The sequence below is a fragment of the Rhizobium sp. GCM10022189 genome, assembly GCF_042656325.1.
Classification (GTDB): Bacteria; Pseudomonadota; Alphaproteobacteria; order Rhizobiales; family Rhizobiaceae; genus Rhizobium.
Genome location: NZ_JBHSOR010000049.1, coordinates 245458 through 270035, shown reverse-complemented (window position 1 = coordinate 270035; position 24578 = coordinate 245458). Strand labels below are relative to the sequence as shown.

24 protein-coding genes are annotated in these 24578 nt (G+C 63.3%); 8 read left to right on the top strand and 16 right to left on the bottom strand.

Going from position 1 to position 24578, the window contains the following annotated elements; translation table 11 throughout:
* Positions 1-45 precede the first annotated feature (45 nt).
* Positions 46-1992: a methyl-accepting chemotaxis protein gene (locus ACFPWW_RS22440; protein WP_377313248.1), complete on the top strand. Its 1947-nt coding sequence runs from the start codon at positions 46-48 to the stop codon at positions 1990-1992.
* Between the two features lie 65 nt (positions 1993-2057).
* Here ACFPWW_RS22440 and ACFPWW_RS22435 read toward each other — a convergent pair whose 3' ends face one another.
* Positions 2058-2933, bottom strand: coding sequence for an AraC family transcriptional regulator (locus ACFPWW_RS22435; RefSeq protein ID WP_112704323.1), 876 nt, complete (start codon positions 2931-2933; stop codon positions 2058-2060).
* Positions 2934-3107: 174 nt separating this feature from the next.
* Between ACFPWW_RS22435 and ACFPWW_RS22430 the strand changes: the two genes are divergently transcribed.
* Positions 3108-3845, top strand: coding sequence for an SDR family oxidoreductase (locus tag ACFPWW_RS22430; RefSeq protein ID WP_113414483.1), 738 nt, complete (start codon positions 3108-3110; stop codon positions 3843-3845).
* Positions 3846-3886: 41 nt separating this feature from the next.
* Positions 3887-4177 carry an Atu4866 domain-containing protein gene (locus tag ACFPWW_RS22425; protein WP_377313827.1) on the top strand — a complete coding sequence of 97 codons (291 nt, stop codon included), beginning with the start codon at positions 3887-3889 and terminating at the stop codon, positions 4175-4177.
* Positions 4178-4199: 22 nt separating this feature from the next.
* On the opposite strand, the gene dxs is transcribed toward ACFPWW_RS22425, so the two are convergent.
* Entirely contained in the window at positions 4200-6116 is a 1917-nt protein-coding gene (gene dxs / locus ACFPWW_RS22420) for a 1-deoxy-D-xylulose-5-phosphate synthase (RefSeq protein WP_377313247.1), read from the bottom strand.
* Between the two features lie 102 nt (positions 6117-6218).
* Complete coding sequence (locus tag ACFPWW_RS22415) at positions 6219-7142, bottom strand: pirin family protein (protein ID WP_377313246.1); 924 nt, start codon at positions 7140-7142, stop codon at positions 6219-6221.
* A 240-nt stretch (positions 7143-7382) separates the two neighbouring features.
* Here ACFPWW_RS22415 and ACFPWW_RS22410 point away from each other — a divergent pair, with 240 nt between their 5' ends.
* The gene (locus ACFPWW_RS22410) at positions 7383-8153 is read left to right on the top strand and encodes a hypothetical protein (protein WP_377313245.1); all 771 of its coding nucleotides are present in this window, start codon (positions 7383-7385) and stop codon (positions 8151-8153) included.
* 135 nt (positions 8154-8288) lie between these two features.
* Here ACFPWW_RS22410 and ACFPWW_RS22405 read toward each other — a convergent pair whose 3' ends face one another.
* The 3 genes from ACFPWW_RS22405 to ACFPWW_RS22395 form a co-directional block, all read right to left on the bottom strand.
* The gene (locus ACFPWW_RS22405; RefSeq protein WP_112573353.1) at positions 8289-9056 is read right to left on the bottom strand and encodes an SDR family NAD(P)-dependent oxidoreductase; all 768 of its coding nucleotides are present in this window, start codon (positions 9054-9056) and stop codon (positions 8289-8291) included.
* Positions 9057-9142: 86 nt separating this feature from the next.
* Positions 9143-9394: an exodeoxyribonuclease VII small subunit gene (locus tag ACFPWW_RS22400; protein ID WP_003545921.1), complete on the bottom strand. Its 252-nt coding sequence runs from the start codon at positions 9392-9394 to the stop codon at positions 9143-9145.
* Between the two features lie 2 nt (positions 9395-9396).
* Complete coding sequence (locus ACFPWW_RS22395; RefSeq protein WP_377313244.1) at positions 9397-10332, bottom strand: histone deacetylase family protein; 936 nt, start codon at positions 10330-10332, stop codon at positions 9397-9399.
* A 188-nt stretch (positions 10333-10520) separates the two neighbouring features.
* Here ACFPWW_RS22395 and ACFPWW_RS22390 point away from each other — a divergent pair, with 188 nt between their 5' ends.
* Complete coding sequence (locus ACFPWW_RS22390) at positions 10521-10922, top strand: acyl-CoA thioesterase (protein ID WP_112573357.1); 402 nt, start codon at positions 10521-10523, stop codon at positions 10920-10922.
* A 24-nt stretch (positions 10923-10946) separates the two neighbouring features.
* Here ACFPWW_RS22390 and ACFPWW_RS22385 read toward each other — a convergent pair whose 3' ends face one another.
* The 3 genes from ACFPWW_RS22385 to ACFPWW_RS22375 are packed head-to-tail and all read right to left on the bottom strand — an operon-like array spanning position 10947 to position 12816.
* Complete coding sequence (locus tag ACFPWW_RS22385) at positions 10947-11510, bottom strand: biotin transporter BioY (protein WP_113414471.1); 564 nt, start codon at positions 11508-11510, stop codon at positions 10947-10949.
* A gap of 23 nt (positions 11511-11533) precedes the next feature.
* On the bottom strand, positions 11534-12142 hold the full coding sequence (locus ACFPWW_RS22380) for a CbiQ family ECF transporter T component (RefSeq protein WP_112573361.1): 609 nt from the start codon (positions 12140-12142) through the stop codon (positions 11534-11536).
* Positions 12142-12816 (bottom strand): energy-coupling factor ABC transporter ATP-binding protein, encoded by a 675-nt coding sequence (locus tag ACFPWW_RS22375; protein ID WP_112758183.1) that lies wholly within the window; start codon positions 12814-12816, stop codon positions 12142-12144. The genes ACFPWW_RS22380 and ACFPWW_RS22375 overlap by 1 nt, the downstream gene beginning before the upstream one ends.
* A gap of 124 nt (positions 12817-12940) precedes the next feature.
* Between ACFPWW_RS22375 and ACFPWW_RS22370 the strand changes: the two genes are divergently transcribed.
* The gene (locus ACFPWW_RS22370; protein WP_377313243.1) at positions 12941-14131 is read left to right on the top strand and encodes a winged helix-turn-helix domain-containing protein; all 1191 of its coding nucleotides are present in this window, start codon (positions 12941-12943) and stop codon (positions 14129-14131) included.
* Positions 14132-14286: 155 nt separating this feature from the next.
* Here ACFPWW_RS22370 and ribB read toward each other — a convergent pair whose 3' ends face one another.
* The 3 genes from ribB to ACFPWW_RS22355 form a co-directional block, all read right to left on the bottom strand.
* Positions 14287-15390, bottom strand: a complete 1104-nt coding sequence (gene ribB, locus ACFPWW_RS22365) for a 3,4-dihydroxy-2-butanone-4-phosphate synthase (protein ID WP_112573367.1) — start codon at positions 15388-15390, stop codon at positions 14287-14289.
* 10 nt (positions 15391-15400) lie between these two features.
* Positions 15401-16498, bottom strand: coding sequence for a chorismate synthase (gene aroC, locus ACFPWW_RS22360; protein ID WP_112704316.1), 1098 nt, complete (start codon positions 16496-16498; stop codon positions 15401-15403).
* A 175-nt stretch (positions 16499-16673) separates the two neighbouring features.
* The gene (locus ACFPWW_RS22355; RefSeq protein WP_377313242.1) at positions 16674-19847 is read right to left on the bottom strand and encodes an EAL domain-containing protein; all 3174 of its coding nucleotides are present in this window, start codon (positions 19845-19847) and stop codon (positions 16674-16676) included.
* 246 nt (positions 19848-20093) lie between these two features.
* Here ACFPWW_RS22355 and ACFPWW_RS22350 point away from each other — a divergent pair, with 246 nt between their 5' ends.
* Complete coding sequence (locus ACFPWW_RS22350) at positions 20094-20354, top strand: DUF1344 domain-containing protein (RefSeq protein WP_112573373.1); 261 nt, start codon at positions 20094-20096, stop codon at positions 20352-20354.
* A 14-nt stretch (positions 20355-20368) separates the two neighbouring features.
* Here ACFPWW_RS22350 and ACFPWW_RS22345 read toward each other — a convergent pair whose 3' ends face one another.
* From ACFPWW_RS22345 to ACFPWW_RS22330, 4 genes are all read right to left on the bottom strand, one after another.
* Complete coding sequence (locus tag ACFPWW_RS22345) at positions 20369-20959, bottom strand: histidine phosphatase family protein (RefSeq protein WP_112573375.1); 591 nt, start codon at positions 20957-20959, stop codon at positions 20369-20371.
* A gap of 29 nt (positions 20960-20988) precedes the next feature.
* Complete coding sequence (fabI, locus tag ACFPWW_RS22340) at positions 20989-21807, bottom strand: enoyl-ACP reductase FabI (protein WP_112573377.1); 819 nt, start codon at positions 21805-21807, stop codon at positions 20989-20991.
* 122 nt (positions 21808-21929) lie between these two features.
* Complete coding sequence (locus tag ACFPWW_RS22335; protein ID WP_377313241.1) at positions 21930-23144, bottom strand: J domain-containing protein; 1215 nt, start codon at positions 23142-23144, stop codon at positions 21930-21932.
* Positions 23145-23435: 291 nt separating this feature from the next.
* A complete protein-coding gene (locus tag ACFPWW_RS22330; RefSeq protein WP_112573381.1) occupies positions 23436-23894 on the bottom strand; it encodes an RT0821/Lpp0805 family surface protein in 459 nt (152 codons plus the stop codon).
* A gap of 63 nt (positions 23895-23957) precedes the next feature.
* Between ACFPWW_RS22330 and pdxH the strand changes: the two genes are divergently transcribed.
* A complete protein-coding gene (gene pdxH, locus ACFPWW_RS22325; protein ID WP_377313240.1) occupies positions 23958-24578 on the top strand; it encodes a pyridoxamine 5'-phosphate oxidase in 621 nt (206 codons plus the stop codon).

Here is a 24578-nt window from a genome sequence, read left to right as displayed (position 1 = left end):
TGGTCGCCCCTTGTCGCGCCTGATGTCGCCAGGAGAAATTGACCGATGTTCGCCCGAAACATATCCTTGAATGGCAAGCTTGCGGCCACGTTCGCAGCACTCATCCTCATCTTCGTATCCGTTTCCGCTTTCGTCTATTCCAAGGCAAACACGTCGGCGAGCGCTTCGGCCGAGCAGGAAAAATCCGAGCTTCTTGTCAACCAGATCGACGACGCGCTGCAGGCCATGCTCGAGCAGGCCGTCAACCTGCGCGGCTTCATTCTGTTCCGCAGCGACAGCACCTATGGCGACATTTTCGCCAACCGCGAACGCATGCTGAAGGCGATCGCCGCCGCCAAGCAGACCGCCGCCGCCGAGCCTCAGCTGGTCGCGATGATCGACGACATGCAGAAGGCCGCCGACCTCTACTTCCACGAACTCGCCGAGCCGCAGGCCAAGGCCCGCAAGGAAACCGAAACGCCGATCGCAGACGTCGTCAAGATCGGCGTCAACGCCACCAAGGGCCAGCTCGACGGCTTCCGCGCCGCCTCCGCCAAGATCAAGTCGCTGGCGCGCGAGAAGTCCACGGCCCTTGCCGCCGCTCAAGCCGATGCCAACAGCGATCTCAAGACCACGCTTCTGGCCGGCGGCATTGCCGCAGCACTCGCCGCAGCCGCGCTCGCCTGGGCTCTGTCGCGCACCATCGTCCGCCCGATCGTCGGTATGACGGCCGCCATGGACCGTCTGGCCGGCGGCGACCACAATATCGAGGTGCCGGCGACCGGCCGCCAGGACGAAGTCGGCCGCATGGCGCAGTCGGTGCTGGTCTTCAAGGAAGCCGCCATCGAAAAGCAGCAGCTGGCCGGCGAAACCGACCGCATGCGCGGCGAAGCCGAGCGTCAGCGCCAGTTGAGCGACGAGCAGAAGGCCCGTGAAGAGGGCGAGATCCGCTTTGCCGTCGAAGCGCTGGCCGGCGGCCTTGCCGGCCTTGCCAACGGCGATGTCGCCGCCCGCATCAACACGGCCTTCGCGCCGCAATATGACAGCCTGCGCAACGACTTCAACCATGCCGTCGAAAAGCTGCAGGCCGCCCTGCAGTCCGTCGGCCGCAACGCTTCGGCCATCAATGCCGGCGCCGGCGAAATCCGCTCCGCGGCCGACGATCTCGCCCGCCGCACCGAGCAGCAGGCGGCCGCCGTCGAAGAAACGGCAGCCGCTTTGGAAGAAGTCACGACCACGGTTCGCGACTCCGCCAAGCGCGCCGAAGATGTCGGCAACCTCGTCGAGCGCACCCGCCTCGGCGCTGAAAAGTCCGGTGAAGTCGTCCGCCGCGCGGTTTCGGCCATGCAGCAGATCGAAAAGTCTTCGGGCGAGATCTCCAACATCATCGGCGTCATCGACGATATCGCCTTCCAGACCAATCTCCTGGCGCTGAACGCCGGTGTCGAAGCCGCGCGTGCCGGTGAAGCCGGCAAGGGCTTTGCGGTCGTCGCCCAGGAAGTGCGCGAACTGGCCCAGCGCTCGGCCAACGCCGCCAAGGAAATCAAGGCGCTGATCACCACGTCGAGCGAACAGGTCAATGCCGGCGTCGGCCTGGTCGGCGAAACCGGCAAGGCGCTGGAAGCGATCGTCGCCGAGGTTCAGGAAATCAACCGCCATGTCGGCGCGATCGTCACGGCCACCCGCGAACAGTCGATCGGCCTGCAGGAGATCAACACGGCCGTCAACAACATGGACCAGGGCACCCAGCAAAACGCCGCCATGGTCGAAGAACAGACGGCCGCCAGCCACGCGCTCGCCCAGGAGGCGGCCGCCCTCGACGACCTGCTGCGCCAGTTCAAGCTCGGCGCCCAGGCCGCCGCTCCGGCCCCGCGGACCGTTGCCGCAACCCCGGCGTCCCGCCCGGTCGCCTCGCCGGCCCGTGCGCTCGCCAGCAAGGTCAACAAGGCTTTCGGCGGCAAGCAGGCCACCGCTGCCGCAGCCGTGGTCCAGGAAGACTGGACCGAATTCTGAGAGTGATCTCCCGACAGATGAACGGGGAGGGGGCGGCATTCGATGTCGCCCTTTCTTTTTGCAAACTAGCCGGCCGCCGCGCGCAGGCGCTCGATATCCCGCCGTGGCGGCACATGATGCACCCGGACATAATCGCGGCTGAACTGCGAGGGGCTGTCGTAGCCGACGCGGAAACCCGCCTCGGCGGCACTCAGGCCCTCCGTCACCATCAGCCGCCGCGCCTCCTGCAGGCGCAGCTGGGTGCGAAACTGCAAGGGGCTCATCGCCATCACGGTCCTGAAATGTTCGTAGAAGGATGAGGCGCTCATGCCGGCCACCGAGGCCAGGTGTTCGATGGCGAAGGGCTCGCTGAAATTCTTCCGCACGAAATCGATGGCCCGGCCGATCTGGTTGAGCCTGCTCTCGCCATTGGCGATCTGCCGCAGAAGCGCGCTCTGCGGCCCGCGAACGAGCCGGTAGAGAATTTCCCGCTCGATCAAGGGCGCCAGGATCTCCGCATCCTCGGGCGCATCGAGCAGCCGCAGCAGGCGCACGGCGGCATCGAGGAGTTCCGGCGTCGTGGCGCTGACGCCGGCTGCCGCGCTTTCCGGCGGACGACCCTGCGCCGCCGGCAGCATTTCGGCCAATAGGCCGCGCTCGAGCTGCAGCCTGAGACACAGATAGGGCCGGTCGGCGCTCGCCTCCACGACGGCGCCGATGACGGGCAGGTCGACGCCGACGACGAGATAGTGCGCGGCGTCGTAGACATGCGCGATCTCGCCGATGACGGCGCGTTTGCGCCCCTGCGCGACGATGCAGAGCGACGGTTCGTAAAGCGTGTGGATCGGCTCGGTGCGGGCGGAGGATCGTATGATGCCGACACGCGGCAAGGACGTCTCAAAACTGCCGTCCATGCGCGTGTGGCGATCGATCAGGTCTGCGAGTTCGGCAAGCTTTTCCATACGCTCAGCATGACCGACGCTGCGGCAAATGCCAAGCGCTGCGATCCGGTTTCGGACGATCGTGCAAGAAATCCGGAGAAGCTTGCTATCGGTTTGCGCCCCTCAGGCCCAATTTCATGCGCATGGACCGGCGGCATCCGGCTGCGGTCCGGATGCAAGCATGAGGACAGGAACATGAGTGGTATCAAGGACAAGACGGTTCTGATTACGGGTGCCAGCAGCGGCATCGGCGCCGGCACCGCGCGCGAACTGGCCGCCGCGGGCGCCAGGCTGATGATCGGCGCGCGCCGCACCGACCGGCTGGAAGCGCTGGCAAGGGAGATCCGCGAAAGCGGCGGCACGGTCGAGTTCCGCGCGCTCGACGTCACCGACCGGGCCGATGCGGAGGCCTTCGCCAGGGCGGCGGTGGACGCTTTCGGTCGCATCGACGTGCTCGTCAACAATGCCGGCATCATGCCGCTGTCGCTGATGGCCTCGCTCAAGGTCGAGGAATGGGACCGGATGATCGACGTCAACATCAAGGGCGTGCTCTACGGCATCGCCGCCGTATTGCCGATCATGAACGCGCAGGAGCGCGGCCAGATCATCAACATCTCCTCGATCGGCGGCCTGTCCGTCGTGCCGACGGCAGCCGTCTATTGTGCTACGAAATATGCGGTGCGCGCGATCTCCGACGGCCTTCGGCAGGAAAACAGGAAACTGCGCGTGACCTGCATCTATCCCGGCGTCGTCGAATCCGAACTGGCCGAGACGATCACCGAGCCCTTCGCGGCCGAGGCGATGGTGGCTTTTCGTGAGATCGCCCTGAAGCCGGACGCCATCGCCAGAGCGATCCGTTTCGCCATCGAGCAGCCCGAGGATGTCGACGTCAACGACATTACCGTGCGACCGACCTTGAGCGTGGGGATGTGACCGTGGCGATCCGCACAGCCCTTGCGGGAGCGGTCCTTTCGCTGGCCGCCTCCACGCCGGCTTTGCCAGAGGAGCAAAAAATGCAGAACCACCCCTATCTCGGCATGTGGATCACCGGCGACGGACATGTCCGCCAGGAATTGCTGCCGAACGGCCGTTACGACGAGGCGCGCGGCACGCGAAAGAGCGCCTATCAGGGGCGCTACGAAGTGACCGGCGACCATATCGAATATTGGGACGATACCGGCTTTTCCGCCGACGGCGATTTCGTCGGCGACGTGCTGCATCACGGCGGCATGGTCTTCTACCGCGACGGCAGGAAGCCGGAATAACAAAACCGGTCGGCCTGTTGCCTTAGCCGGCCACGCCGACCGCCACACCACGGCCGAGCGCGTTGAAGACGGTCGAGACGATGCCGGCGCGGTCGAGCCCGGCATGGGCGATCATCGCCTCCGGTTTTGCCTGCTCCATCCAGATGTCGGGCATCACGAGCGAGCGCACCTTCAGCCCGCGGTCGAGCAGCCCGTCCATCGCCATGAACTGCATCACCTGGCTGCCGAAGCCACCGACCGAGCCTTCTTCCACCGTGATGAGAATCTCGTGGTGGCGGGCAAGCTGGCGGATGAGGGCATGGTCGAGCGGCTTTGCGAAACGCGCATCGGCAACCGTCGTCGAAAGGCCGGCCGCATCGAGGTCCTCGGCGGCGAGAAGACAGTCGGCAAGCCGCGTGCCGAAGGAGAGAAGCGCGACCTTCGTGCCTTCCTTGACGATGCGCCCCTTGCCGATCTCGAGGATCTGGCCCCGTTCCGGCATGTCGACGCCCACACCTTCGCCGCGCGGATAGCGGAACGAGATCGGGCCGGCATCATAGGCGACGGCGGTGCGCACCATATGCTTCAGCTCCGCCTCATCTGCTGCCGCCATGACGACGAAGCCGGGCAGGGTGGAAAGGAAAGCCGTGTCGAAGGAACCGGCATGGGTCGGGCCGTCGGCGCCGACGAAACCGGCGCGGTCGATCGGGAAACGCACCGGCAGGCCCTGGATCGCCACGTCATGCACCACCTGGTCGTAGGCGCGCTGCAGGAAGGTGGAATAGAGTGCGGTGAACGGCTTGAAACCTTCGGCGGCAAGGCCGGCGGCGAAGGTCACGGCATGCTGTTCGGCAATGCCGACGTCGAAGGTGCGGGACGGGAAGATCCCGGCGAACTTGTCGAGGCCGGTGCCGCTCGGCATGGCCGCCGTGATGCCGACGATGCGGTCGTCGAGAGTGGCTTCCTGGATCAGCGACTCGGCAAAGACATTGGTGTAGCTCGGCGCGTTCGGCTTCACCTTCGCCTGCGCGCCGGTGATGACGTCGAACTTGTTGACGCCGTGATACTTGTCGGCTGCGGCTTCGGCCGGCGGATAGCCCTTGCCCTTCTGCGTCACGACATGGATCAGCACCGGGCCGTTGGCATTGTCGCGCACGTTGCGCAGCACCGGCAGAAGGTGGTCGAAGGAATGACCGTCGATCGGCCCGATATGGTAGAAGCCCATTTCCTCGAACATCGTGCCGCCCGTCACGTAGCCGCGCGCATGTTCGACGGCGCGGGTAATGGCGCGGTCGACATTCTTGCCGAGATAGGCCGTCAGTTTCTTGCCGAAATCGCGGAAGCCCATATAGGTGCGCCCGGAGGCGAGGCGGGCGAGATAGGCGCTCATCGCCCCCGTCGGCGGGGCGATCGACATGTCGTTGTCGTTAAGGATGACGATGAGGCGGGCATCGAGCGCGCCGGCATTGTTGAGCGCCTCGTAAGCCATGCCGGCCGAGAGCGCGCCGTCGCCGATGACGGCGATCACGCGCCGATCCGTCCTGTCGATATCGGCGGCGACCGCCATGCCGAGGCCGGCGGAAATCGAGGTCGAGGAATGCGCCGCACCGAAGGGGTCGTATTCGCTTTCGGCCCGGCGGGTGAAGCCGGAGAGGCCGTTTTCCTGGCGCAGCGTGCGAATGCGGTCGCGCCGCCCGGTCAGGATCTTGTGCGGATAACATTGATGGCCGACATCGAAGATCAGCCGGTCGTCAGGCGTGTTGAAGACGCTGTGAATGGCGATCGTCAGTTCCACCACGCCGAGGCCGGCGCCGAGATGCCCGCCGGTGCGGGAAACGGCATCGATCATTTCGTCCCTGACCTCGCGTGCAAGCTGCGGCAGTTCGCGATCCTCGAGCTTGCGCAGGTCGGCCGGATAGTTGACCTGATCGAGCAGCGGGGTCTTCGGGGATTGTGTCACGGGCGGGCGCTCTTCTTTGACTGATCGGCTTTGCTTTATTCGATTGAATTGCGGCAAAACAACTACTTTTGCATAACCGCAAGATTTTCACCTTAGTGCACTTCAGCCCTCCGGCAAAGGCACGAATTCCTCTTCGTCGCCGGGAACGATATCGAAGCGGCCGGTGCGCCATTCCTCCTTGGCCTTCTCGATGCGCTCCTTTGAGGAGGAAACGAAATTCCACCATATGTAGCGCCTGGAATTGAGCGCAGCACCCCCGAACAGCATCAGGTGACAGCCTTGCGCGCCGGCTTCCAGCGTGATCGAGTCCCCCGGCCGGAAGACGAGAAGCTGGTCTGCCGCAAACCTGTCGCCGGCAATGACGACCTCGCCCGAGAGCACATAGATCGCGCGCTCTTCGTGGGCAGCACCGAAGGGAAATTTCGAGCCCGGCTGCAGGGCGATATCGGCATAGAGCGTATCGGTGAAGACCTTGACTGGCGAGCTCAGCCCCTCGAACGAGCCGATGACGACGCGGCCGGCAACGCCGCCCTCGTCGATGACCGGCATGTCGCTCTTTTCGGTATGGGCGAAGGACGGGTCGATCTCCTCCTTGTCGTCGGGCAGCGCCAGCCATGTCTGCAGCCCGGACATGGACAGCGGATGGCCTCGCAGGTTGTCCGGCGTGCGCTCCGAATGCACGATGCCGCGGCCGGCCGTCATCAGGTTGATGTCGCCGGGGCGGATGACCTTTTCGGTGCCGAGACTGTCACGATGGCGGATTTCGCCGTCGAAGAGATAGGTGACGGTCGAAAGCCCGATATGCGGATGCGGCTTCACGTCCAGCGCCTCGTCCGGCTTCAGGATCGCCGGCCCCATGCGGTCGAAGAAGATGAACGGCCCGACAAGCCGGCGCTGGCGCGTCGGCAGGGCGCGACGCACCTGGAACCCGCCGATATCGCTGCTGCGCGGAATGATCAGGTTCTCGATCGCATCGCAGGCTAAGGCGTCGCCGGGCAGGGGATCTTTACCGGGGAAGAAGGACATGACGGGTCTCCGTTCGGACGGCGCACCTTAGCCGGAACAGCGACGGAGGCAAGCTCCACCACAAGACCCGGTATGCGGACCGCTCAATCTGTTCTTTCCCATAAATGACTCCTTCACCAAAGTACACTTTTACGATGTATGAAAGCGAAAAATCCTTGCTTGTGGTTGAGGTAACTGCAACCAAAAGAGGCATTTGATGGCCATGAATATGCACGACATATTGGATACTACGGATTTAAAATGAGAAATAAGCGACTGCTGGCTGCCGGCCTGATTGCGGCCCTGACCGTTCTTTCATCCTGCGCGGCAAATCCCAATTCGCTGAAAATGAGCGAGAGCGCCAAGGCCGCCGGCAAGCGGGCGCAATCCATGGTTCAGGAGAAAGGCGCGGCAGCCGTGGTGCGTGTCTCTTGGGACGGCGTATATTGCGCGCGCGGACGCGTTCGCCTCCAGAAGGTCGTCGATGGCAGGATCGATCCGGGACCCTTCGTCGAGATAGGACAGCCTACCGGCGTTTATGGCAATGCGGCATTGAAGGACTTCGCCAAGCTTTCGCTTCAGATGATGACGTTCAACCTGCCTGCGGTTGCCAAGGCCGCTGCCGTTGAGGACATCCGCACGTCGTTCCGGGCAATCGAATCCGGTCGCTATATCATCACCATGGTCTATTGCGACAACGGCAACAACAACGCGGCGATGGGGTCCGCCAATCTCGGATGGATGGGCGAGAACGGGGACAAGCCCCAGATCCCATTGCTCGGAGACAACTCCATCGTGATCGGCCAGGGTGAAATCGTCGATGCTGGTATCGTCGATATCGTGTCCACGGGTTCGACAGGGTTCCTTTTCGGCCGCGATACGGCCCGCCTTGCCGGATCCGAAGCACCGCAGCCCATGCGGGAGGCGATGAAGCTCAATCTGCCGGAAGTCTATGCCCGCACGACCTACACCAGGTTTTCGGCCTACAGTGGCCTCCTCCTTCCGGAAAGTCCGCAGCCCAAGGAAAAATAGGATCATGCCATCGCCAAGGGCTCCGCTCCCGGCATGACCGGAAGGGCGGCCCGCGTCGTCGTCGGCCTGAAATAGCCTTGGCGCTGCTTCCGGTGGCTGGAATCAGCGTCTCCCGAGATGTCGCAAGAGGGCTCGTCAGATCGCGGTAAAGCCGTTGTCGACGAACAGATGCGCACCGTTGACGAAGCTCGATTCGTCGCTGGCAAGATAGAGTGCGGCACGGGCGACATCCTCCGGCTCGCCGATCCGCCCCTGCTGGGCGGCAATCGCCGCATCGGAAACATCGACGCCATGCGCCTGCAGCTCCTTCACTTCCCGCAGGCCGTGCGGCGTGCGGATGAAGCCGGGGCAGACGGCATTGCAGCGGATGTTGCGGTCGCGGAATTCCACCGCGATGGCGCGCGCGAACATATGCACCGCGCCCTTGGTCGTATCGTAGAGCACCTCCATCGGCGTGGCGGCGACCGCCGAGATCGAGGACGTGCAGACAATCGATCCGCCGCCGGCCTCGATCATCCTCGGCAGCACGGCCTTGGTCATCAGGAACATGGAGCGCACGTTGACGGCGTGCAGCCAGTCCCATTCCTGCAGCGTGGTTTCCAGGAACGGCTTGATGACGATCGTGCCGGCATGGTTGAACAGGACGGTGACAGGGCCGAAACGCTGTTCGACATCGGTGACGGCGGCATTGACGGCCGCCTCTTGCGAAACGTCGGCCGTCCAGAAATCGGCCTCGCCGCCGGCGTCGCGGATCTGCCTGACGGTTTCGGCGGCTGCCTCGCCGTTGCGGTCGATGATCGCAACCCGCGCGCCTTCGGCCGCAAAGAGCCTGGAGGCGGCCCCTCCCATGCCGGTCGCGCCGCCCGAGATAATGGCGACCTTGTCCTTCAATCTGTCCGTCATCGCTCAGTCCCCCTTTTTCTTGAAAGGGGATCATAGATCGGTCGGAAGTGGGTCGCCAAGCGGCTTGGGGAGAGTTTCGCCGTTCGTCAGGCGCCGTCGAGCGGTTCCACGCCCTGCGGCTTGCCGGCGCGGTCGAGACGGATCTTCTCGATGCGGTTCTCGGCGGCCGAAAGCAGCGTCTCGCAATGCTTCTTCAGCGCTTCGCCGCGCTCGTAGATCTCGATGGATTCGTCCAGCGCCACGTCGCCGCGTTCGAGGCGCGCAACGATGCTTTCGAGTTCGGCAACCGCCTTTTCGAAGGAGAGGCCGGAAACCTCCGGCTTGGCGCTGTCAGTCATTCTCAACCCTTCATCATTCTGAGGATATGCATGCCCGCCGACTCGGCGAGTCCCTCCAGATCATAACCGCCTTCGAGCAGGCTGACGACCCGGTTATTGGCGCTGCGGTCGGCAACCTCCAGAAGCCGCCCCGTCGCCCAGTCGAAATCCTCGCCCGTCAGGTTGATCTGCGCCAGCGGATCGCGGTGATGCGCGTCGAAGCCGGCCGAGATGATGATGAGGTCCGGGCGGAAGTCGTTCAGCGCCGGCAGCACGCGCGATTTGAACGCCTCGCGGAAATGGTCGCTGCCGACATTGGGCGACAGCGGCGCATTGACGATCGTGCCATGCGCGCCGTTTTCGTCCTTGGCGCCCGTACCGGGATAGAGCGGCATCTGGTGGGTGGAGCAGAACAGCACTGAGGGATCGTCCCAGAAAATATCCTGCGTGCCGTTGCCGTGATGCACGTCCCAGTCGACGATGGCGACACGTTCCGCGCCGTGCGCCTTCTGCGCATGGCGGGCGGCAATCGCCGCATTGTTGAAGAAGCAGAAGCCCATGGCCGCCATCTTTTCGGCATGGTGCCCCGGCGGGCGGGCCGCGACGAAGACATTGTCGGCCTTGCCGCGGAACACGTCGTCGATGGCCGCCATCGCCCCGCCAATGCCGGTCAGCGCCGCCTGCAGGCTCTTCTGGCTGGCATAGGTATCGGCTTCGAGCTGGTTGATCCGGTCTTCCTCTTCCGGGATCTGCCGCATGACGGCGATCAGGTGCTCCTCCGGATGGGCAAGCAGCACCGCGTCTTCATTGGCCTGCGGCGCCTGCCTGCGGTCCAGCCGCCCGAAATTCGGATGCTCCAGCGCCACATTCAGCGCACGGATACGGTCGGAGCGTTCGGGATGGCCCGATGGGGTCACGTGCTCGAGAAAGATCGGATGTTCGTAAAGACGGGTGCTCATGCCGGCACTCTATCGATCGTATATGTCATGATCCACACGAGATGGGGCGCTGTGCGTTGATTTCAACAAGCCGCGTCGTCGCGGTTAACGGCCCGCCACCCGCCGTTTACGCTATTTTAATTGTTTCGTTTACTTCGCCGGACCCCCTCGCTAGGCTTACCGGGAAAACCTGCAAGGCAGACCAGTAAATGAGTAAGACGAACCGCCCGGATGTGGTGGACATACGAGTACCGTTTCGTGATGTGGACATGAACGGCCAGATGTTTCTGGCCTCCTATATTTCCTATGCCGAATCCGCACTCGCGGGCTTCTGGTCGTTGAGACCGGACGTGGAGGACGAGCCTGCCTATACTGCCGCCAAGGTTTCCTGCATCCTTCACCGGCCGCTGCACTACCATGAGGCCGTGACGTTCACCGCCGCCGTCGACAAGATCGGCGTGCGCTCCATCGGCTTCCTCATCGCCGCCGAGATCGACGACGAACGGGCCGCCGAGGTCGAAATCACCTGGCAGGCACGCAGCCGCGACGACGGCTCGCCGGCCGCGCTCCCCGAAGAGACGCGCGACTGGCTCTACGGTTTTCTGGATTAGCGCCTTCCCGATCAGCGGGAAGGATCAGGCGCGGATCGGCAGCAGCGGATATCCGGCCATGACGGCGCGGCCCACGAGCGCTGCGACAAAAGCCTTGACGACGTCGCCGGGAATGAAGGCCATGCTGCCGACGAATGCCTGCTTCAGGGTCGTATCGGTGGCGAAGGCGAGATAGGCGATGCCGAAAGCGTAGAGCACGACGATACCGCCGATCATCGCGGCCAGGAAGAAGCTGACCGTCTGCACGAGGCCGGACTGCTCTGCACGGACAAGCCGTTCGCTGAGAAAGCCCGTGACGAAAGCGGCAAAGGCCCAGCCGTACAGGAAGCCTGATGTCGGAGCCACGAAAGCGGCAAAGCCGCCGCGACCGCCCGAAAGCACCGGCAGGCCGACTGCGACAAGCACCAGCACGATCAGCACGGCAACCACGCTGCGCCTCGCGCCGAGCACGACGCCTGCCATCATCACGCCGAGCGATTGGGCCGTGATCGGCACCGGGATAAAGCCGAGATAGATCGGCGGCAGCAGGCCGAGAGCCACGATAATAGCGGCGAAAAGGGCGGCAAGAACGAGGTCGCGCGTGCTCATCGTCATCTCCAGTTCATGAATCGTTAACTGACATGCCGCCGAATGCCGCGCGCGTCAATCGCAGCCGCGATGTTATCCGCATCCCTGAGCGTCAGAATGATGAGCGGGATAAGGATCGTCGTCGCCCGCACCTTCAGCCCGCGTGCCGCATGCGCCTCGCCGATCGCGTGGTAGCGGGCCACGATGTCTGGCACGAACCGCAGGACGAGGCCGACGGCGAGCCCTATGTCGTCGGCTCTCACCCAGCCCGTCCGCTCCAGCGGGCGGGCAAGTGCTGCTATCTCGTCCATGAACTGGGTGATCGTCGTCGTGGCCGTGACCGCGGCGGCAAACAGCATCAGGGCCGTCAGCCGCAGAAGCGTCGCCAGCGCCTCGTGCCAGGGGTTGACGATGAGGGTGAAGAGAGCCACGACCGCAATCGTCAGGAAGATGGGCCGCAACCGGGCGGCCGATTGCCTCAACGACAGGCCGACGCTGCCGTAGATCAGCGCCGTCAGCAGCGTGACGGCGGCAAGCAGGGAAAGATTGCCGCCGATGAAAAGCAGGAAGCCGAGCAGGAACAGCGAGACGATCTTGACCCGAGGCGAAAGCCGGTGCAGCGCGCTGTTGCCTTCGACATAGAACGATTGCATCAGGCAGCAAGCTCCCTGTAGCGTGCGATCGCTTCGGCCGCCGGCGCATCGGCTGCCAGCTTGCCGTCGTGGAACAGCAGCACCCGCTCGAAGCCGGAAATCAGCTCGAGATCGTGGGTGATGACGACGACGTTTTCTTCCAGCCCCTCGATCGTCTTCTGCACCAGCACGCGGTTTCTAAGATCGAGCTGGTTGGTCGGCTCGTCGAGGATCAGTATATCGGGGCCGGTCGCCAGCACCGAGCAGAGGGCGGCGATCTGCAGCTCGCCGCCGGAAAGCTCGTGCGCGCGGCGATCGGCCAGTGCCTCGGCATTGAAGCGGGAAAGCACGCGCTCGACTTGGCGCTCGATCTCCGCCTTGCTGAGGCCGCGGCCTTTCAGCCCGAAAGCGATATCGTCCCTGACGATCGGCAGGATGATCTGGTTCTGCGGCGACTGGAAGATGAAGCCGACATCGGCAAGCGCCGCCTTCGCCTCGCGCGTATCCTTTCCGTTGACGAGGACCTTGCCGGTCGTGGGTTTCATCAGCCCGTTGATCATCCGCGCGAAGGTCGTCTTGCCCGAACCGTTGAGGCCGATGATGCCGAGGCGGTGTTCGGTGAGAGACAATGTCAGCGGCTCGACCGCGACCCTTGCTCCGAAACTGGCGCCTGCGCTCTCGAAACGAATATCCAATGATGCTCCCCTTGTTGGAGCCCTGCTTCTATAAGGCCGTGACGATGCGATAAAGGATCAAAATCGGCGCGTCGCAAATATGCTATCGGGTGGCTAGGAAGATTTTCCGCGCTATGATGGCGCCATGACGAATCTTCTTTCCAATTCCGATGCCCGCCGCGTCTTTCTTGCCAAGCAGGGGCTGAGCGCCCCGCCGAACCGCGCATTGACCAAGGCCGGCCTGCTGGACCTCATCCACGATCTCGGCTTCGTACAGGTGGACAGTATCCAGACCGTCGAGCGCGCCCACCATCAGATCCTCTTTTCCCGCAACCAGACCTACCGGCGCGAACACCTGACCGCGCTTCTGGAAAAGGACGGCGCGCTCTTCGAACACTGGACGCATGATGCCTCCATCCTGCCGAGCGCCTTCTTCAAATACTGGAAGCACAAGTTCCGCGCCGAGGAACTGGCGATCGTCGAGCGCTGGCGCAAATGGCGCGGCGAGGGTTTCGAAGCCTCCTTCGAGGAGACCTACGACCGGGTGGTGAAGGACGGGGCGATCCTTGCCCGCGACATGAAGGCGGACGGCCATGTCTCCGGCGGCTGGTGGAACTGGCACCCGAACAAGACGGCGCTCGAATATTTCTGGCGCACCGGCAAATTCGCCATTGCCGGCCGCTCCAATTTCCAGAAGATCTACGATCTTGCCGAGCGCGTCATTCCCGCCGAATTCCACGAGCCGGAGGTCAGCCGCGAGGAATTCGTCGACTGGGCCTGTCGCAGCGCGCTTTCCCGCCTCGGCTTTGCCACCCACGGCGAAATCGCCGCCTTCTGGGATCTGCTGTCGCCGGACGAGGCCAAGGCCTGGGTGGCCGGGCACCGCGACGCACTGGTCGAAGTGCTGATCGAGCCGGCGCTCGGCGGCAAGCCGCGCGCCTCATGGGCCTTTGCCGATTTCCTCGGCACGCTCGATGCCTATCCGGAAGCCCCGGCCCGAATCCGGGTGCTCAGCCCGTTTGACCCGATGATCCGCGACCGAAACCGGACAGAAAGACTGTTCGGCTTTTTCTATCGCATCGAGATCTTCGTGCCGGAACCGAAGCGCGAATATGGCTATTACGTTTTCCCGCTCCTGGAAGGCGACAGGCTGATCGGCCGCATCGACATGAAGGCCGACCGCAGGAAGGGCACGCTCGACGTGAAGCGCCTGTGGCTGGAGCCGCGCGTCAGGCCATCGGCCGGACGGCTGGAAAAGCTGGAAGCCGAGCTGGAGCGTCTGGCCCGTTTCGCCGGCGTGGAAAAGGTCGTCTATCTCGACGGCTGGAAGGGATAGGCCTTCGCCCCACCGGTGTTCAGACCGGGGAGAAGGTGCAGCAGCCGGATAAGGGGGCGGCAAACGCCAAGGGCGAATTATGGCGAGGGCAGCACGAGAGACCCCCTCATCCGACCCTTCGGGCCGCCTTCTCCCCGCGCGGGAGAAGGTGCCGATCAGCAGATCTCGGTCTTGGAAATCTTGATGCCGAAGCCTTCCAGGCCGACATAATGGCGCTCGCGGCTGGTCAGAAGCTTGATCGAGCCGACGCCGAGGTCCTTCAGGATCTGCGCGCCGAGGCCGATTTCCAGCCATTCGCTGTCGCGTGTCTGCGCTTCGGCATGAGCTTCGCGGCCCTGGTTGCGCGCCTTGCGGCCATTGTCGTAATGGCCGACGCCGACGGAACCTTCGCGCAGGTAGACAATGATGCCGCGACCCGCTTCGGCGATCTTCTGCATGTAGAAATCGACCGGCTTGCGCTTGCCGAACAGGTCGTCGGCCACGTTTTCCGGATGCAGGCGCACCGGGATATCGACGCCGTCGCGGATATCGCCGAAAACGACGGCCAGATGCTGCATCGGATCCCAGGGCAGGGAATAGGTATGCGCCTTGGCCTTGCCGAACGGCGTTTCGATATCGAAGCTCGAGCCGAGCTCGATCAGCGTTTCCTTGCGCTGGCGATAGGCGATGAGATCGGCGACCGAGACGAGCTTCAGCCCGTGCTGTTCGGCAAAATCCACAACCTGCTGGCCACGCGTCACCGTGCCGTCGTCATTGACGAGTTCGCAGATGACGCCGATCGGCGGCAGGCCGGCAAGCTTGCAGAGATCGACCGCCGCTTCCGTATGGCCCGAGCGCATCAGCACGCCGCCTTCGCGCGAAACGAGCGGGAAGATATGGCCGGGGCGGACGAAATCGGCTGCGCCGACATTCGGATTGGCAAGGTTGCGCACCGTCAGCGTGCGGTCGTCGGCGGAAATGCCCGTTGTCGTGCCGTGCTTGAAATCGACCGAAACCGTAAAGGCGGTGGTATGCGCGGAATCGTTTTCCGCCACCATGGCGTTGAGGTTCAGGCGCTTGGCCTCCTCCTTCGGCATCGGCGCGCAGACGATGCCGGACGTATGGCGCACGATGAAGGCCATCTTTTCCGGCGTCGCATGCACGGCGGCAACGATCAGGTCGCCCTCGTTTTCACGGTCGTTGTCGTCCATGACGACGACGATCTCGCCGGCTTCGAAAGCCCTGATAGCATCGACAACGCGTTTCTGATCGTAAGGCATGGGACTGGTCCTATTTCAGCCGGCCGGTCTGGCCGCGGTCGCGAAGATAATGGTCGGCAATGGCGCAGGCGACCATCGCCTCGCCGATCGGCACCGCGCGGATGCCGACGCAGGGGTCGTGACGGCCCTTGGTGCGGATATCGACATTCTTGCCGTCCGCATCGATCGACTGCCGTTCGGTGAGAATGGAGGAGGTCGGCTTGACGGCGAAGCGGGCGACGACCGGCTGGCCGGTCGAGATGCCGCCGAGGATGCCGCCGGCATTGTTGGACAGGAAGATCGGCTTGCCGTCATTGCCCATGCGCATCTCGTCGGCATTGTCCTCGCCGCTCGTCTCGGCCGCCGCAAAGCCGTTGCCGATCTCGACACCCTTGACGGCGTTGATCGACATCAGGAGCGAGGCGATATCCTGGTCGAGCTTGCCGTAGATCGGCGCGCCGAGGCCGGCCGGTACACCTTCGGCGATCACTTCGATGACGGCGCCGATGGAGGAGCCGGCCTTGCGGATGCCGTCGAGATAGTCTTCCCAGACCGGCACGATCTCGGCATCGGGCGCGAAGAAGGGATTCTGCCCGACCTGATCCCAGTCCCAGTTGGCGCGGTTGATCTTGTGTTTGCCGATCTGCACCAGCGCGCCGCGGATGGTAACGCCGGGCACGACGAGCCGGGCGATGCCGCCGGCGGCGACCCTTGCTGCCGTCTCGCGGGCGGACGAACGGCCGCCGCCGCGATAGTCGCGGATGCCGTATTTCGTGTCGTAGGTATAGTCGGCATGGCCGGGGCGGTATTGCCGGGCGATCTCGCCATAGTCCTTGGAGCGCTGGTCGGTATTCTCGATCAGCATGGAAATCGGCGTGCCGGTCGAAATCATCGTCTCGCCGTCGGCATCCATCATCACGCCGGAGAGAACCTTGACCAGATCGTCCTCGCGTCGCTGGGTGACGAAGCGGCTCTGGCCGGGCTTGCGCTTGTCGAGCCAGACCTGCAGGTCCTCGAGCTTGAAGCGCAGCCCCGGAGGGCAGCCGTCGACGACGGCGCCGAGCGCCGGCCCGTGGCTTTCGCCCCAGGTGGTTACACGGAAGAGATGACCGAATGTATTGTGCGACATGTGTTCCCGCCGGATGCGCGAAACCAGTCGTCACCGGCCGCGCCACTACGTAAAAAGGCGCGACACTCATAGGCCAAAAAGCCGTTCAGGCAAAAGCCTTTCTTTGCGCCTGAAGGCGCGATCGGGGAAATGGTATTTCCGGCCTCTGCCGGGGATGGCCTCGCACGTTCCGGCGTCAGGACGCCAGCAGCCAGGCCGTGCCGCGCGCCTCGATGGAAAAATCGTCGAAGGAGAGGGGGCGTGCGAAGGCGTAGCCCTGCAGCAGATCGCAGCCGAGATCGCGCAGCAGTTCGGCATGGTCAAGCGTCTCGACGCCCTCGGCCACGGTTTCGACGCCGAGCGAACGGGCAATGTCGATGATGGAGCTGACGAGCGCGCGCTCCTGCGAGGAGGCGACGATCGGCTGCACGAGCTGCCGGTCGATCTTCAGGCGCTTCGGCTTGAGCTTCAGCAGCGAGACGATCGACGTATGGCCCGTGCCGAAATCGTCGATCTCGATATCGATGCCGAGCGCCTTGATCCGTTCGAGGTTCTGCGAAACGACGTCCTCGCTCTCGTCGAGGAAGATGGATTCCACCAGCTCGAAGGAGATTTCGCCGGGGCCGATCTGCAGGTCGCCAAGCGATTCCAGCAGGCTGCCGTCATGCAGGCGCCGGGCCGAAACGTTGACGGAGATTTTCGGCACATGGATGCCCTGCGCGGCCCAGCGCATCTTGTCGCGCAGCGCCGTCTCCAGCACGATGCGGTCGAGCGTCTGCACGACGTTGATCTCGTCGGCGATGCGCAGGAATTTGTCGGGCGTCAGCAGGCCCCTGGAGGGATGGCGCCAGCGCACCAGCGCCTCGACGCCGGTCAGCTTCATCGAGCGGGCGCAGAACTGCGGCTGGTACCAGGCCGTGAACTCGCCATTGTCGATGCCGGCGAGGATCTCGTCGGCCGTGCGCTTGTTGTTGATGATATCGGCCTGCAGATTGTGATTGAAGAATTCGAAGCGGTTGCGGCCGAGGCTCTTGGCGCGGTAGAGCGCGATATCGGCGTTGATCAGCACCTTGCGGGCGTCGACATGGATGCCGTTTGCCAGCGCAATGCCGATCGACACGCCGCAGCGGCAGGCAAAGCCCTGGAAATCGATCGGCTGGCGCATTTCCTCGATGATGCGGCCGGCAAGCTCCGCCATGTCCCCGTCGCCCGCGTCGAAGGAGAGGATGACGAATTCGTCGCCGCCGATGCGGGCGACGACGTCGCTGTCGCGCAGGTTCCTGGAAAGCACGCGCGACGCATGCACCAGCATCGCGTCGCCGGCGGCGTGGCCCAGCGTGTCGTTGATTTCCTTGAATCGGTCGAGATCGATATGCAGGATCGCGAATTTCTGCCGCTCGCTGCGGCCGGCGTCGGTGAGGGTTTCCAGCGCGATATCGAGCTTGCGGCGGTTGGCGAGCGAAGTCAGCGGGTCGTGCAGCGAATTGTGCTCGATCCTGTTCTTGGCGAGTTCAAGTTCGATATTTTTCGCGATCGCCTCGTCCTTGGCGGCCTTGAGGCGCAGCGTCATCAGGGCGTCCTCGGTGGAATCGAAGGCGATGCCGATGATCTTCATCTCGCCGGTCGGCGTACGGTGCACCTTGCCGACCGAACGCACATAGCGCACGCCGCCGTTTTCGTCGGGTACGCGGCAGACCAGCGTATGCGTATCCCCGACCTGCTTGAAATGCCGTGCGCTTTCGAGCGCCAGCCCGCGGTCGTCGGGGTGGATGCGGGAGAGCCAGGTCTCTTCGGTGACGAAGGCATTGCTCTGCTTCAATCCGTAGAGTTCGTGCATGCGCTCGTCCCAGATCGAGCCGGCCTTGCCGAGAACGGCTTCCCAGATGCCGCATTGATAGGAATCGAGCGCCAGGTCGAGCTTGCCGGAAAGCTCGGAAAGCTCCGCCTCGCGGCTTGACAGTTCCTCCAGCGCCAGTTCCAGCTCGGCATTCTTGAGTTCGCTCGTTTCCTTGGCGAGGCGAAGCGTGTTGGTGACTTCCGCATCCGCCGTCACGTCCCAGACGATGCCGATCGTCTTCCCGGTGCCGCCGGCATCGGTATAGAAGGCGCCGATGGAGCGCAGGTGGCGGATACGGCCGTCCTCGCGCGTTACCCGGTACTGTGCCGTGCAGGCCTCTCCGGCGATGCTGCAGCCCAGGAAATGAACCTCGGCGATTTCCCGGTCCTCGGGCACGATCGTCGAAAGCCACACTTCCAGCGGCCGGCTGCCTTCGACGGCCTTGAGGCCGTGAAGGGTGGAGGCGCGGGCGTCCCAGGCAAGGCTGGTGGCGTTTTCCTGCAGTTCCCATATGCCGATCCGCGAGGATTCCAGCGCCAGGTTGAGGCGCTGCGACAGTTCCAGAAGCTTGGCCTCGCGGGCCTCGAGCTCGGCGATATTGCGGTTGCGCTCGCCAAGCAGCAGGGTGGCGAAAAAAATCGGGATGATGATCACGCAGCCCGCGGCCACGATGATCAGCCGCAGTTCGGTCTGGTTTTCGGGCACGGCATGCCATCCGCCGTTCGGCACCGCCGCCAGTTCCCACCGCCCGCCCGCGAAGCTGATTTTGCGCCGCAGCGGTTGCATGCCGTAAATATCGGCGGGACCGAAGAAGGGCGCGGCCGTCTCGTCGGGCACGCCGATGTCGCGCACGGCGATCGACAGATGGTCGAGATGCGGGTAGCGCTCCTGGTTTTCGCTGTTGCGCGCCGGCTTCAGGCCCGTCGCCTCGTAGAACATGTCCTGGTCGATGACCACTTCGACCGCGCCCCAGATGCGGCGCTGGCCGTTCTGCTTGACGAAGACAGGAAAGAAGATCGCAAAGGCGTCTTCCCCGTCCGTCGTCCTGAAGGGACCGTAGAAGCGGGCCGACTGGTCGCCCGAATTGCGGCTGATCGACATGCGTTCCATCAGCCGCTCGCGCACGTCCTTGCCGATCCTGTCCTTGCCCGATTGCGCCGGAAAGACCGACCGGACGATGAAATCCGGCGCGAGCGCGATATGGATGAAATGCGGGTTCTGGATCAGCAGCCAGTTGATCTGCCGCTCCATCTCGACCTCGTTTGCCTGCGTGCTCAGCGAGATCAGGTTGGAAAGGTCGCGGACGGCGGTAATGTCCATGTTGATCTGCGCCGTCATGCGGGCGCGGATCAGGTTCGTCTCGTTTTCCGTGCGGATTTGCAGCTCGCGCAGGTAGGCGGCAGTATTGGCTCGGTCGAGGGCGAAGCCGACGGCAATAACGACGACCGCCACCAGGGCGGAAACCAGCAGGGAAACGCGCGTATTCTTCAGAATACGCCGCAGCTGGTTGCCGTTGCTCAGCCGAGATTGCAAATCACCCACCCCTACATTCGGGCTGACTGTAGGGTGCAGGAGTTAATTTACGATTGCGCGAATTCGGGCCTGCTAAATCGCGCAAACAGAGAGAAAAAGACGGTGAACAGAGCCTCTTGATTATCCGTAAAATCCTATTCATCAATTGGGCGCGCAAAGCCATTCTTCCGGGCAATTTTCGCCATATTCAGGAGTTTATCTGTGGCCATTCGATATCTACGGCAGCGTTTCAAAGGGATTGCCGACATGCGTTTCGTTATTGCTACGCTTCTGGCCACGGCAAATTTTCTGTCGCCCATGAACAGTTTTGCCGAGAGCGCCGATGTCGAGGCGACGATCAAGAAGGTCGACACGACCAATCTCGTGCTGACGCTCGATGACGGCAAGACCTATCAGGCGCCTGCCGAATTCGATTTCGAGGGGCTGAAGGCCGGCGTCAAGGTGGTGATTTTCTACACGGAAGTCGACGGCAAGCGCGTCATCAACGATCTCGACATCGTCAAGTAAGCGGCCACACGGGCTCAGATCCAGCCGATCTGGCCCTGCGACGTCTCGATCCTCAAGATCCGGTCTTGCGGGATTTCACCCTCCGAGGCGACGTCCTTCGGCAGGTTGGAAATCATTTTGAACAGGCTTCTGATGACGCCGCCATGGGTGACGCACACGGTCGGCCTGTCGACCGAATTCAGCCAGGCGCCGGTGCGCCACGACATGATCTCGTAGCTTTCCGCATCCTCGCCCGGCGGAATGAAATCCCACTTGTTGATGTTGCGTTCGCTCACGCGCTCGGCCTGCGAGGCCCTGAGCTGCTTCAGCGTATAGCCTTCCCAGTCGCCGAAGGAGACTTCGACCAGCCGCTCGTCTGTGCGGTAGTCCTTGGGCGGCAGCCCCATGGCCGATCGCATGATCTCCATGGTTTCGCGCGTGCGCCCGAGCGGGCTGGCGACGAAATCGAATTCGCCGTCCTTGCCCTTCAGGATCGCCGCAAGGGCGATCCCGTTCTGTCTTGCCTGTTCGCGGCCGATCGCGTTGATCGGAATATCCTTCTGCCCCTGCAGGCGGCGTTCCGCATTCCAGTCGGTCTGGCCGTGTCTGATCACATAGATAAGCACGGGGATCGGCTCCGCTTGGGGAAGGACGATCAGTCCTTGATGACAGAAATATCCGGCGCGTCCACAGCCTTCATGCCGATGACATGATAGCCGCTGTCGGCGTGATGCACTTCACCCGTCACCGAACGCGACAGGTCCGAGAGAAGATAGAGGCCGACATCGCCCACTTCCTCGATCGTCACGGTACGGCGCAGCGGCGCATTGTATTCGTTCCACTTGAGGATGTAGCGGAAATCGCCGATGCCGGAGGCGGCAAGCGTCTTGATCGGGCCGGCCGAAACGGCGTTGACGCGGATGTTCTTCGGTCCGAGATCGACGGCGAGATATTTGACGCTCGCTTCGAGGGCAGCCTTGGCGACACCCATGACGTTGTAGTTCGGCATCACCTTTTCCGCACCGTAATAGGTGAGGGTGAGCATCGAGCCGCCTTCCGTCATCAGCTTCTCGGCGCGGCGAGCGACCGAGGTGAAGGAATAGACGGAGATCTGCATCGTCTTGGCGAAGTTGTCGGGCGTCGTATCGACGTAACGGCCGGTCAGTTCGTCCTTGTCGGAGAAGCCGATCGCATGCACGATGAAATCGATCTTGCCCCACAGTTTCTCGACATTCTCGAACACCGCATCGATCGTGGATTCGTCGCTCACGTCGCAATGGCCGACCATGACGGCGCCGATTTCAGCGGCCAGCGGCTCCACGCGCTTCTTCAGGGCGTCACCCTGATAGGTGAATGCAACTTCTCCGCCCTGCGCATGAATGGCCTTGGCAATACCCCACGCAATCGAACGATTGTTGGCGACACCCATGATGACGCCGCGTTTGCCTGCCATGAGGCCGGATGCTTGAGCCATATTTCGCTTCCCTAGGAATTCTGATGATCCTGCCTATGGCATAGGCCGTTAATCGGTTCAAGCAGGCCAAAGATCATCAACTGTTAGGGATCGTAACAAAGGGTGCGATTGTCACCGAAATTTCATAAAAACAGCCCTTCACGCATGCTGCGCATGAGGTCCGTGACTTTTGCGTCGGGCTTTTCCCACAACATAATACGCAACTCGACGACGAGATCGCCTTTTCCGCCGCTGTCGTTGGGCAGGCCCTGACCGGGGATGCGGATCGTCTTGTCGGAACCGGACCAGGCCGGCACCGTCACGTTGACCGGCCCAAGCGGGCCGTCCACGCGCGCCTCGGTGCCGAGCACCGCGTTTTCGATGTTGAGCGGCAGCACGGCATGCACGTCGAAACCGTCGACGGAAAAACGCGCATCGGGCGCGATGTGGATATTGATGACGGCATCGCCGCGCTGCATGCCCGGCAGCTTGAAGCCCTGGCCCTTGAGCCGGATCTGATGGCCCTCGGTCGTGCCGGCGGGCAGGGCGAAGCCCACTTCGCGTCCCTCGGGAAGGGAAACCGTCGTCCAGCTTCCGTTCATGATGTCTTCGATCGTCACCGTCGCGGTCGCCACCTCGTCGGGAGCCTTCTCCAGGCCCGGCTGGCCGGCACCGGTGAAGCGGCGCACGAGCGAGGTGAGCAGGCTGAGCGGCAGCGACATGTTGGCGCCGGCGGCAACGGCGGCGTCCATGTGCTCCTCTTCCGCCCTGGCGGCTTCGGAGTCCGTCGTTTCGTGTTCAGGCGGCCTTGCCGCGTCGGCCGCATGCGGCTTGGCCTGCGTTTGCTGAGGATGGGCCTGCTGAGCGTGCGCCTGCTGGGAATGGGTCTGCGACTGGCCCTGTGCGCCGGCGGCGCGGGCGGCCTGCGCGCCAAAAATGCGTTCGACCATTTCTTCCGCGGCTTCGGATGCGCCGGCCTGCTGCTGTCTTGCGCCGGCGGCGGCGGCCTTCTGCGCGCTGGCGTTGGCGCGTGCGAGCTCTTCCATCACGCGCTCGGCATTGGCCTGCGCCGCCTTGGCGCGGGCGGCGGCCTCGCGGGCAGCCTGGCGCTGCTGCATGATCGTCTGTTCCTGCTTCTTGGCTTCCGCCATGCGCAGGGCATTGTCGAAAAGATTGCGCTTGCGCGGGTCCTTCAGCGTTTCGTAGGCGCGGCCGATCTCGGCGAAACGTGCGCTCGCCGTCGGGTCGCCCTGATTGTGATCGGGGTGCACGGCCTTGGCCATGTTGCGCCAGGCCGCCTTGATTTCGTCCGCACCCGCGTCGCGCTTGACGCCCAGCACCTTGTATGGATCACGCATTGTTCGCACCGCCGCTGTCGCAATCCGGGAGGCATGTACCTCGTGGCCGTTCCCGGAAACCGAAACTCAACTCATGGCATGCCCTCCCGTCCGCTCTGGCGACAGGAAAGCCCGCTCGAAAGGCGATCGTGCGGGAGAGTTGCTAATCACTTCTTATTTCCGGAGCCGGATATGGGGTGTTTTGCCGCGAATGGTTAGTCTTTCACTAAACATTGAAGCGAATCGGCACGGTGCATTAACCCTGAGGCGCCAGGGCTCGCATCGCTGCGAAACAGGCTAAAGGGGGCGGGATCAGCTTTCCGGCTGGAAGCTCAGGAGCTGCCAGTTGCCGCCGCCGACAAGGCAGGTCTTGCCGTAGAATTTGGCGATGCCGACATAGGAGTGACGCGTCGTGCGGAACTGGCGGCAGACCTGGCCGGAATCGGTATTTTCCACGATCGTGTCGATCACGCCGGCGCTGCCGGTGGAGGCGTTCGCCCAGGGAAGCGGCTGCCCTTCGAGCTTCTGGATATCGGCCGAGGTCACGGCATTGCGCACCGTCATCTCGTCGGAAAGCGTATCGGTACTGGGGGCGGGCTGCGGCACCGTGCCGGTTGCGACCGAGCGATCCACCTTTGCCGAGCTCAGGAAATCGAACCCTCCGGCCACGCAGCCGGAAAGTGACAGGATCGCGATACCGACGATGGAGAGTCTGGCGCTGCGGCGCAGCGAACCCTTTGTATGGCGATGTGTCTTTGCTATGACTTCCACCCTGTATCCTTCCCCAGTCCGAGCGGCTGGGTCAGTTTAAAAAACCTCGGGATTTGAATTAATATGTCGGCAAACGGGTTAACAGGTGGTGACTTTACTGAAAGTGAGGAGCCCTTCAAGCTCTTTGGAGAATGGCTGAAGGAGGCGGAGGCTTCCGAACTCAACGACCCCAACGCCGTGGCGCTGGCAACGGTCGATGAAGAGGGGCTGCCCAATGTTCGCATGGTTCTCCTGAAGGGTTTCGATAGCAACGGATTCGTCTTCTACACGAATTTCGAGAGCCAGAAAGGTCGCGAAATCTTGGGGCAGAAGAAAGCCGCCATGTGTTTCCATTGGAAAACGCTGCGCCGGCAGGTGCGCGCGCGCGGCCCTGTGGAAATCGTCAGCGAGGCCGAGGCCGACGCCTATTTTGCCACCCGCGCCCGCGGCAGCCGCATCGGCGCCTGGGCTTCCAGGCAGTCGCGCCCGCTGGAAAGCCGTTTTGCCCTGGAAAAGGCCGTCGCCGAATATACGGCACGCTACGCCATCGGCGACATTCCGCGCCCGTCCTACTGGTCCGGCTTCCGCATCCGCCCGACCTCGATCGAGTTCTGGAAAGACCAGAAGTTCCGCCTGCACGACCGGATCGAGTTTCGCCGGCCGACGCCCGAAGGCGCCTGGGACAAGGTGCGGATGTACCCGTAG

Excerpts from the sequence above, each read along its gene's own strand:
- fabI (WP_112573377.1), bottom strand. The coding sequence starts at position 21,807 with ATGGCTCAAGCATCCGGCCTCATGGCAGGCAAACGCGGCGTCATCATG.
- ACFPWW_RS22405 (WP_112573353.1), bottom strand. The coding sequence starts at position 9,056 with ATGACGGACAGATTGAAGGACAAGGTCGCCATTATCTCGGGCGGCGCG.
- ACFPWW_RS22350 (WP_112573373.1), top strand. The coding sequence starts at position 20,094 with ATGCGTTTCGTTATTGCTACGCTTCTGGCCACGGCAAATTTTCTGTCG.
- ACFPWW_RS22390 (WP_112573357.1), top strand. The coding sequence starts at position 10,521 with ATGAGTAAGACGAACCGCCCGGATGTGGTGGACATACGAGTACCGTTT.
- pdxH (WP_377313240.1), top strand. The coding sequence starts at position 23,958 with ATGTCGGCAAACGGGTTAACAGGTGGTGACTTTACTGAAAGTGAGGAG.
- ACFPWW_RS22435 (WP_112704323.1), bottom strand. The coding sequence starts at position 2,933 with ATGGAAAAGCTTGCCGAACTCGCAGACCTGATCGATCGCCACACGCGC.
- ACFPWW_RS22415 (WP_377313246.1), bottom strand. The coding sequence starts at position 7,142 with ATGTCCTTCTTCCCCGGTAAAGATCCCCTGCCCGGCGACGCCTTAGCC.
- ACFPWW_RS22370 (WP_377313243.1), top strand. The coding sequence starts at position 12,941 with ATGACGAATCTTCTTTCCAATTCCGATGCCCGCCGCGTCTTTCTTGCC.
- ACFPWW_RS22410 (WP_377313245.1), top strand. The coding sequence starts at position 7,383 with ATGAGAAATAAGCGACTGCTGGCTGCCGGCCTGATTGCGGCCCTGACC.
- ACFPWW_RS22430 (WP_113414483.1), top strand. The coding sequence starts at position 3,108 with ATGAGTGGTATCAAGGACAAGACGGTTCTGATTACGGGTGCCAGCAGC.
- ribB (WP_112573367.1), bottom strand. The coding sequence starts at position 15,390 with ATGCCTTACGATCAGAAACGCGTTGTCGATGCTATCAGGGCTTTCGAA.
- ACFPWW_RS22380 (WP_112573361.1), bottom strand. The coding sequence starts at position 12,142 with ATGCAATCGTTCTATGTCGAAGGCAACAGCGCGCTGCACCGGCTTTCG.
- ACFPWW_RS22400 (WP_003545921.1), bottom strand. The coding sequence starts at position 9,394 with ATGACTGACAGCGCCAAGCCGGAGGTTTCCGGCCTCTCCTTCGAAAAG.
- ACFPWW_RS22440 (WP_377313248.1), top strand. The coding sequence starts at position 46 with ATGTTCGCCCGAAACATATCCTTGAATGGCAAGCTTGCGGCCACGTTC.
- ACFPWW_RS22395 (WP_377313244.1), bottom strand. The coding sequence starts at position 10,332 with ATGAGCACCCGTCTTTACGAACATCCGATCTTTCTCGAGCACGTGACC.
- aroC (WP_112704316.1), bottom strand. The coding sequence starts at position 16,498 with ATGTCGCACAATACATTCGGTCATCTCTTCCGTGTAACCACCTGGGGC.
- ACFPWW_RS22385 (WP_113414471.1), bottom strand. The coding sequence starts at position 11,510 with ATGAGCACGCGCGACCTCGTTCTTGCCGCCCTTTTCGCCGCTATTATC.
- ACFPWW_RS22335 (WP_377313241.1), bottom strand. The coding sequence starts at position 23,144 with ATGCGTGATCCATACAAGGTGCTGGGCGTCAAGCGCGACGCGGGTGCG.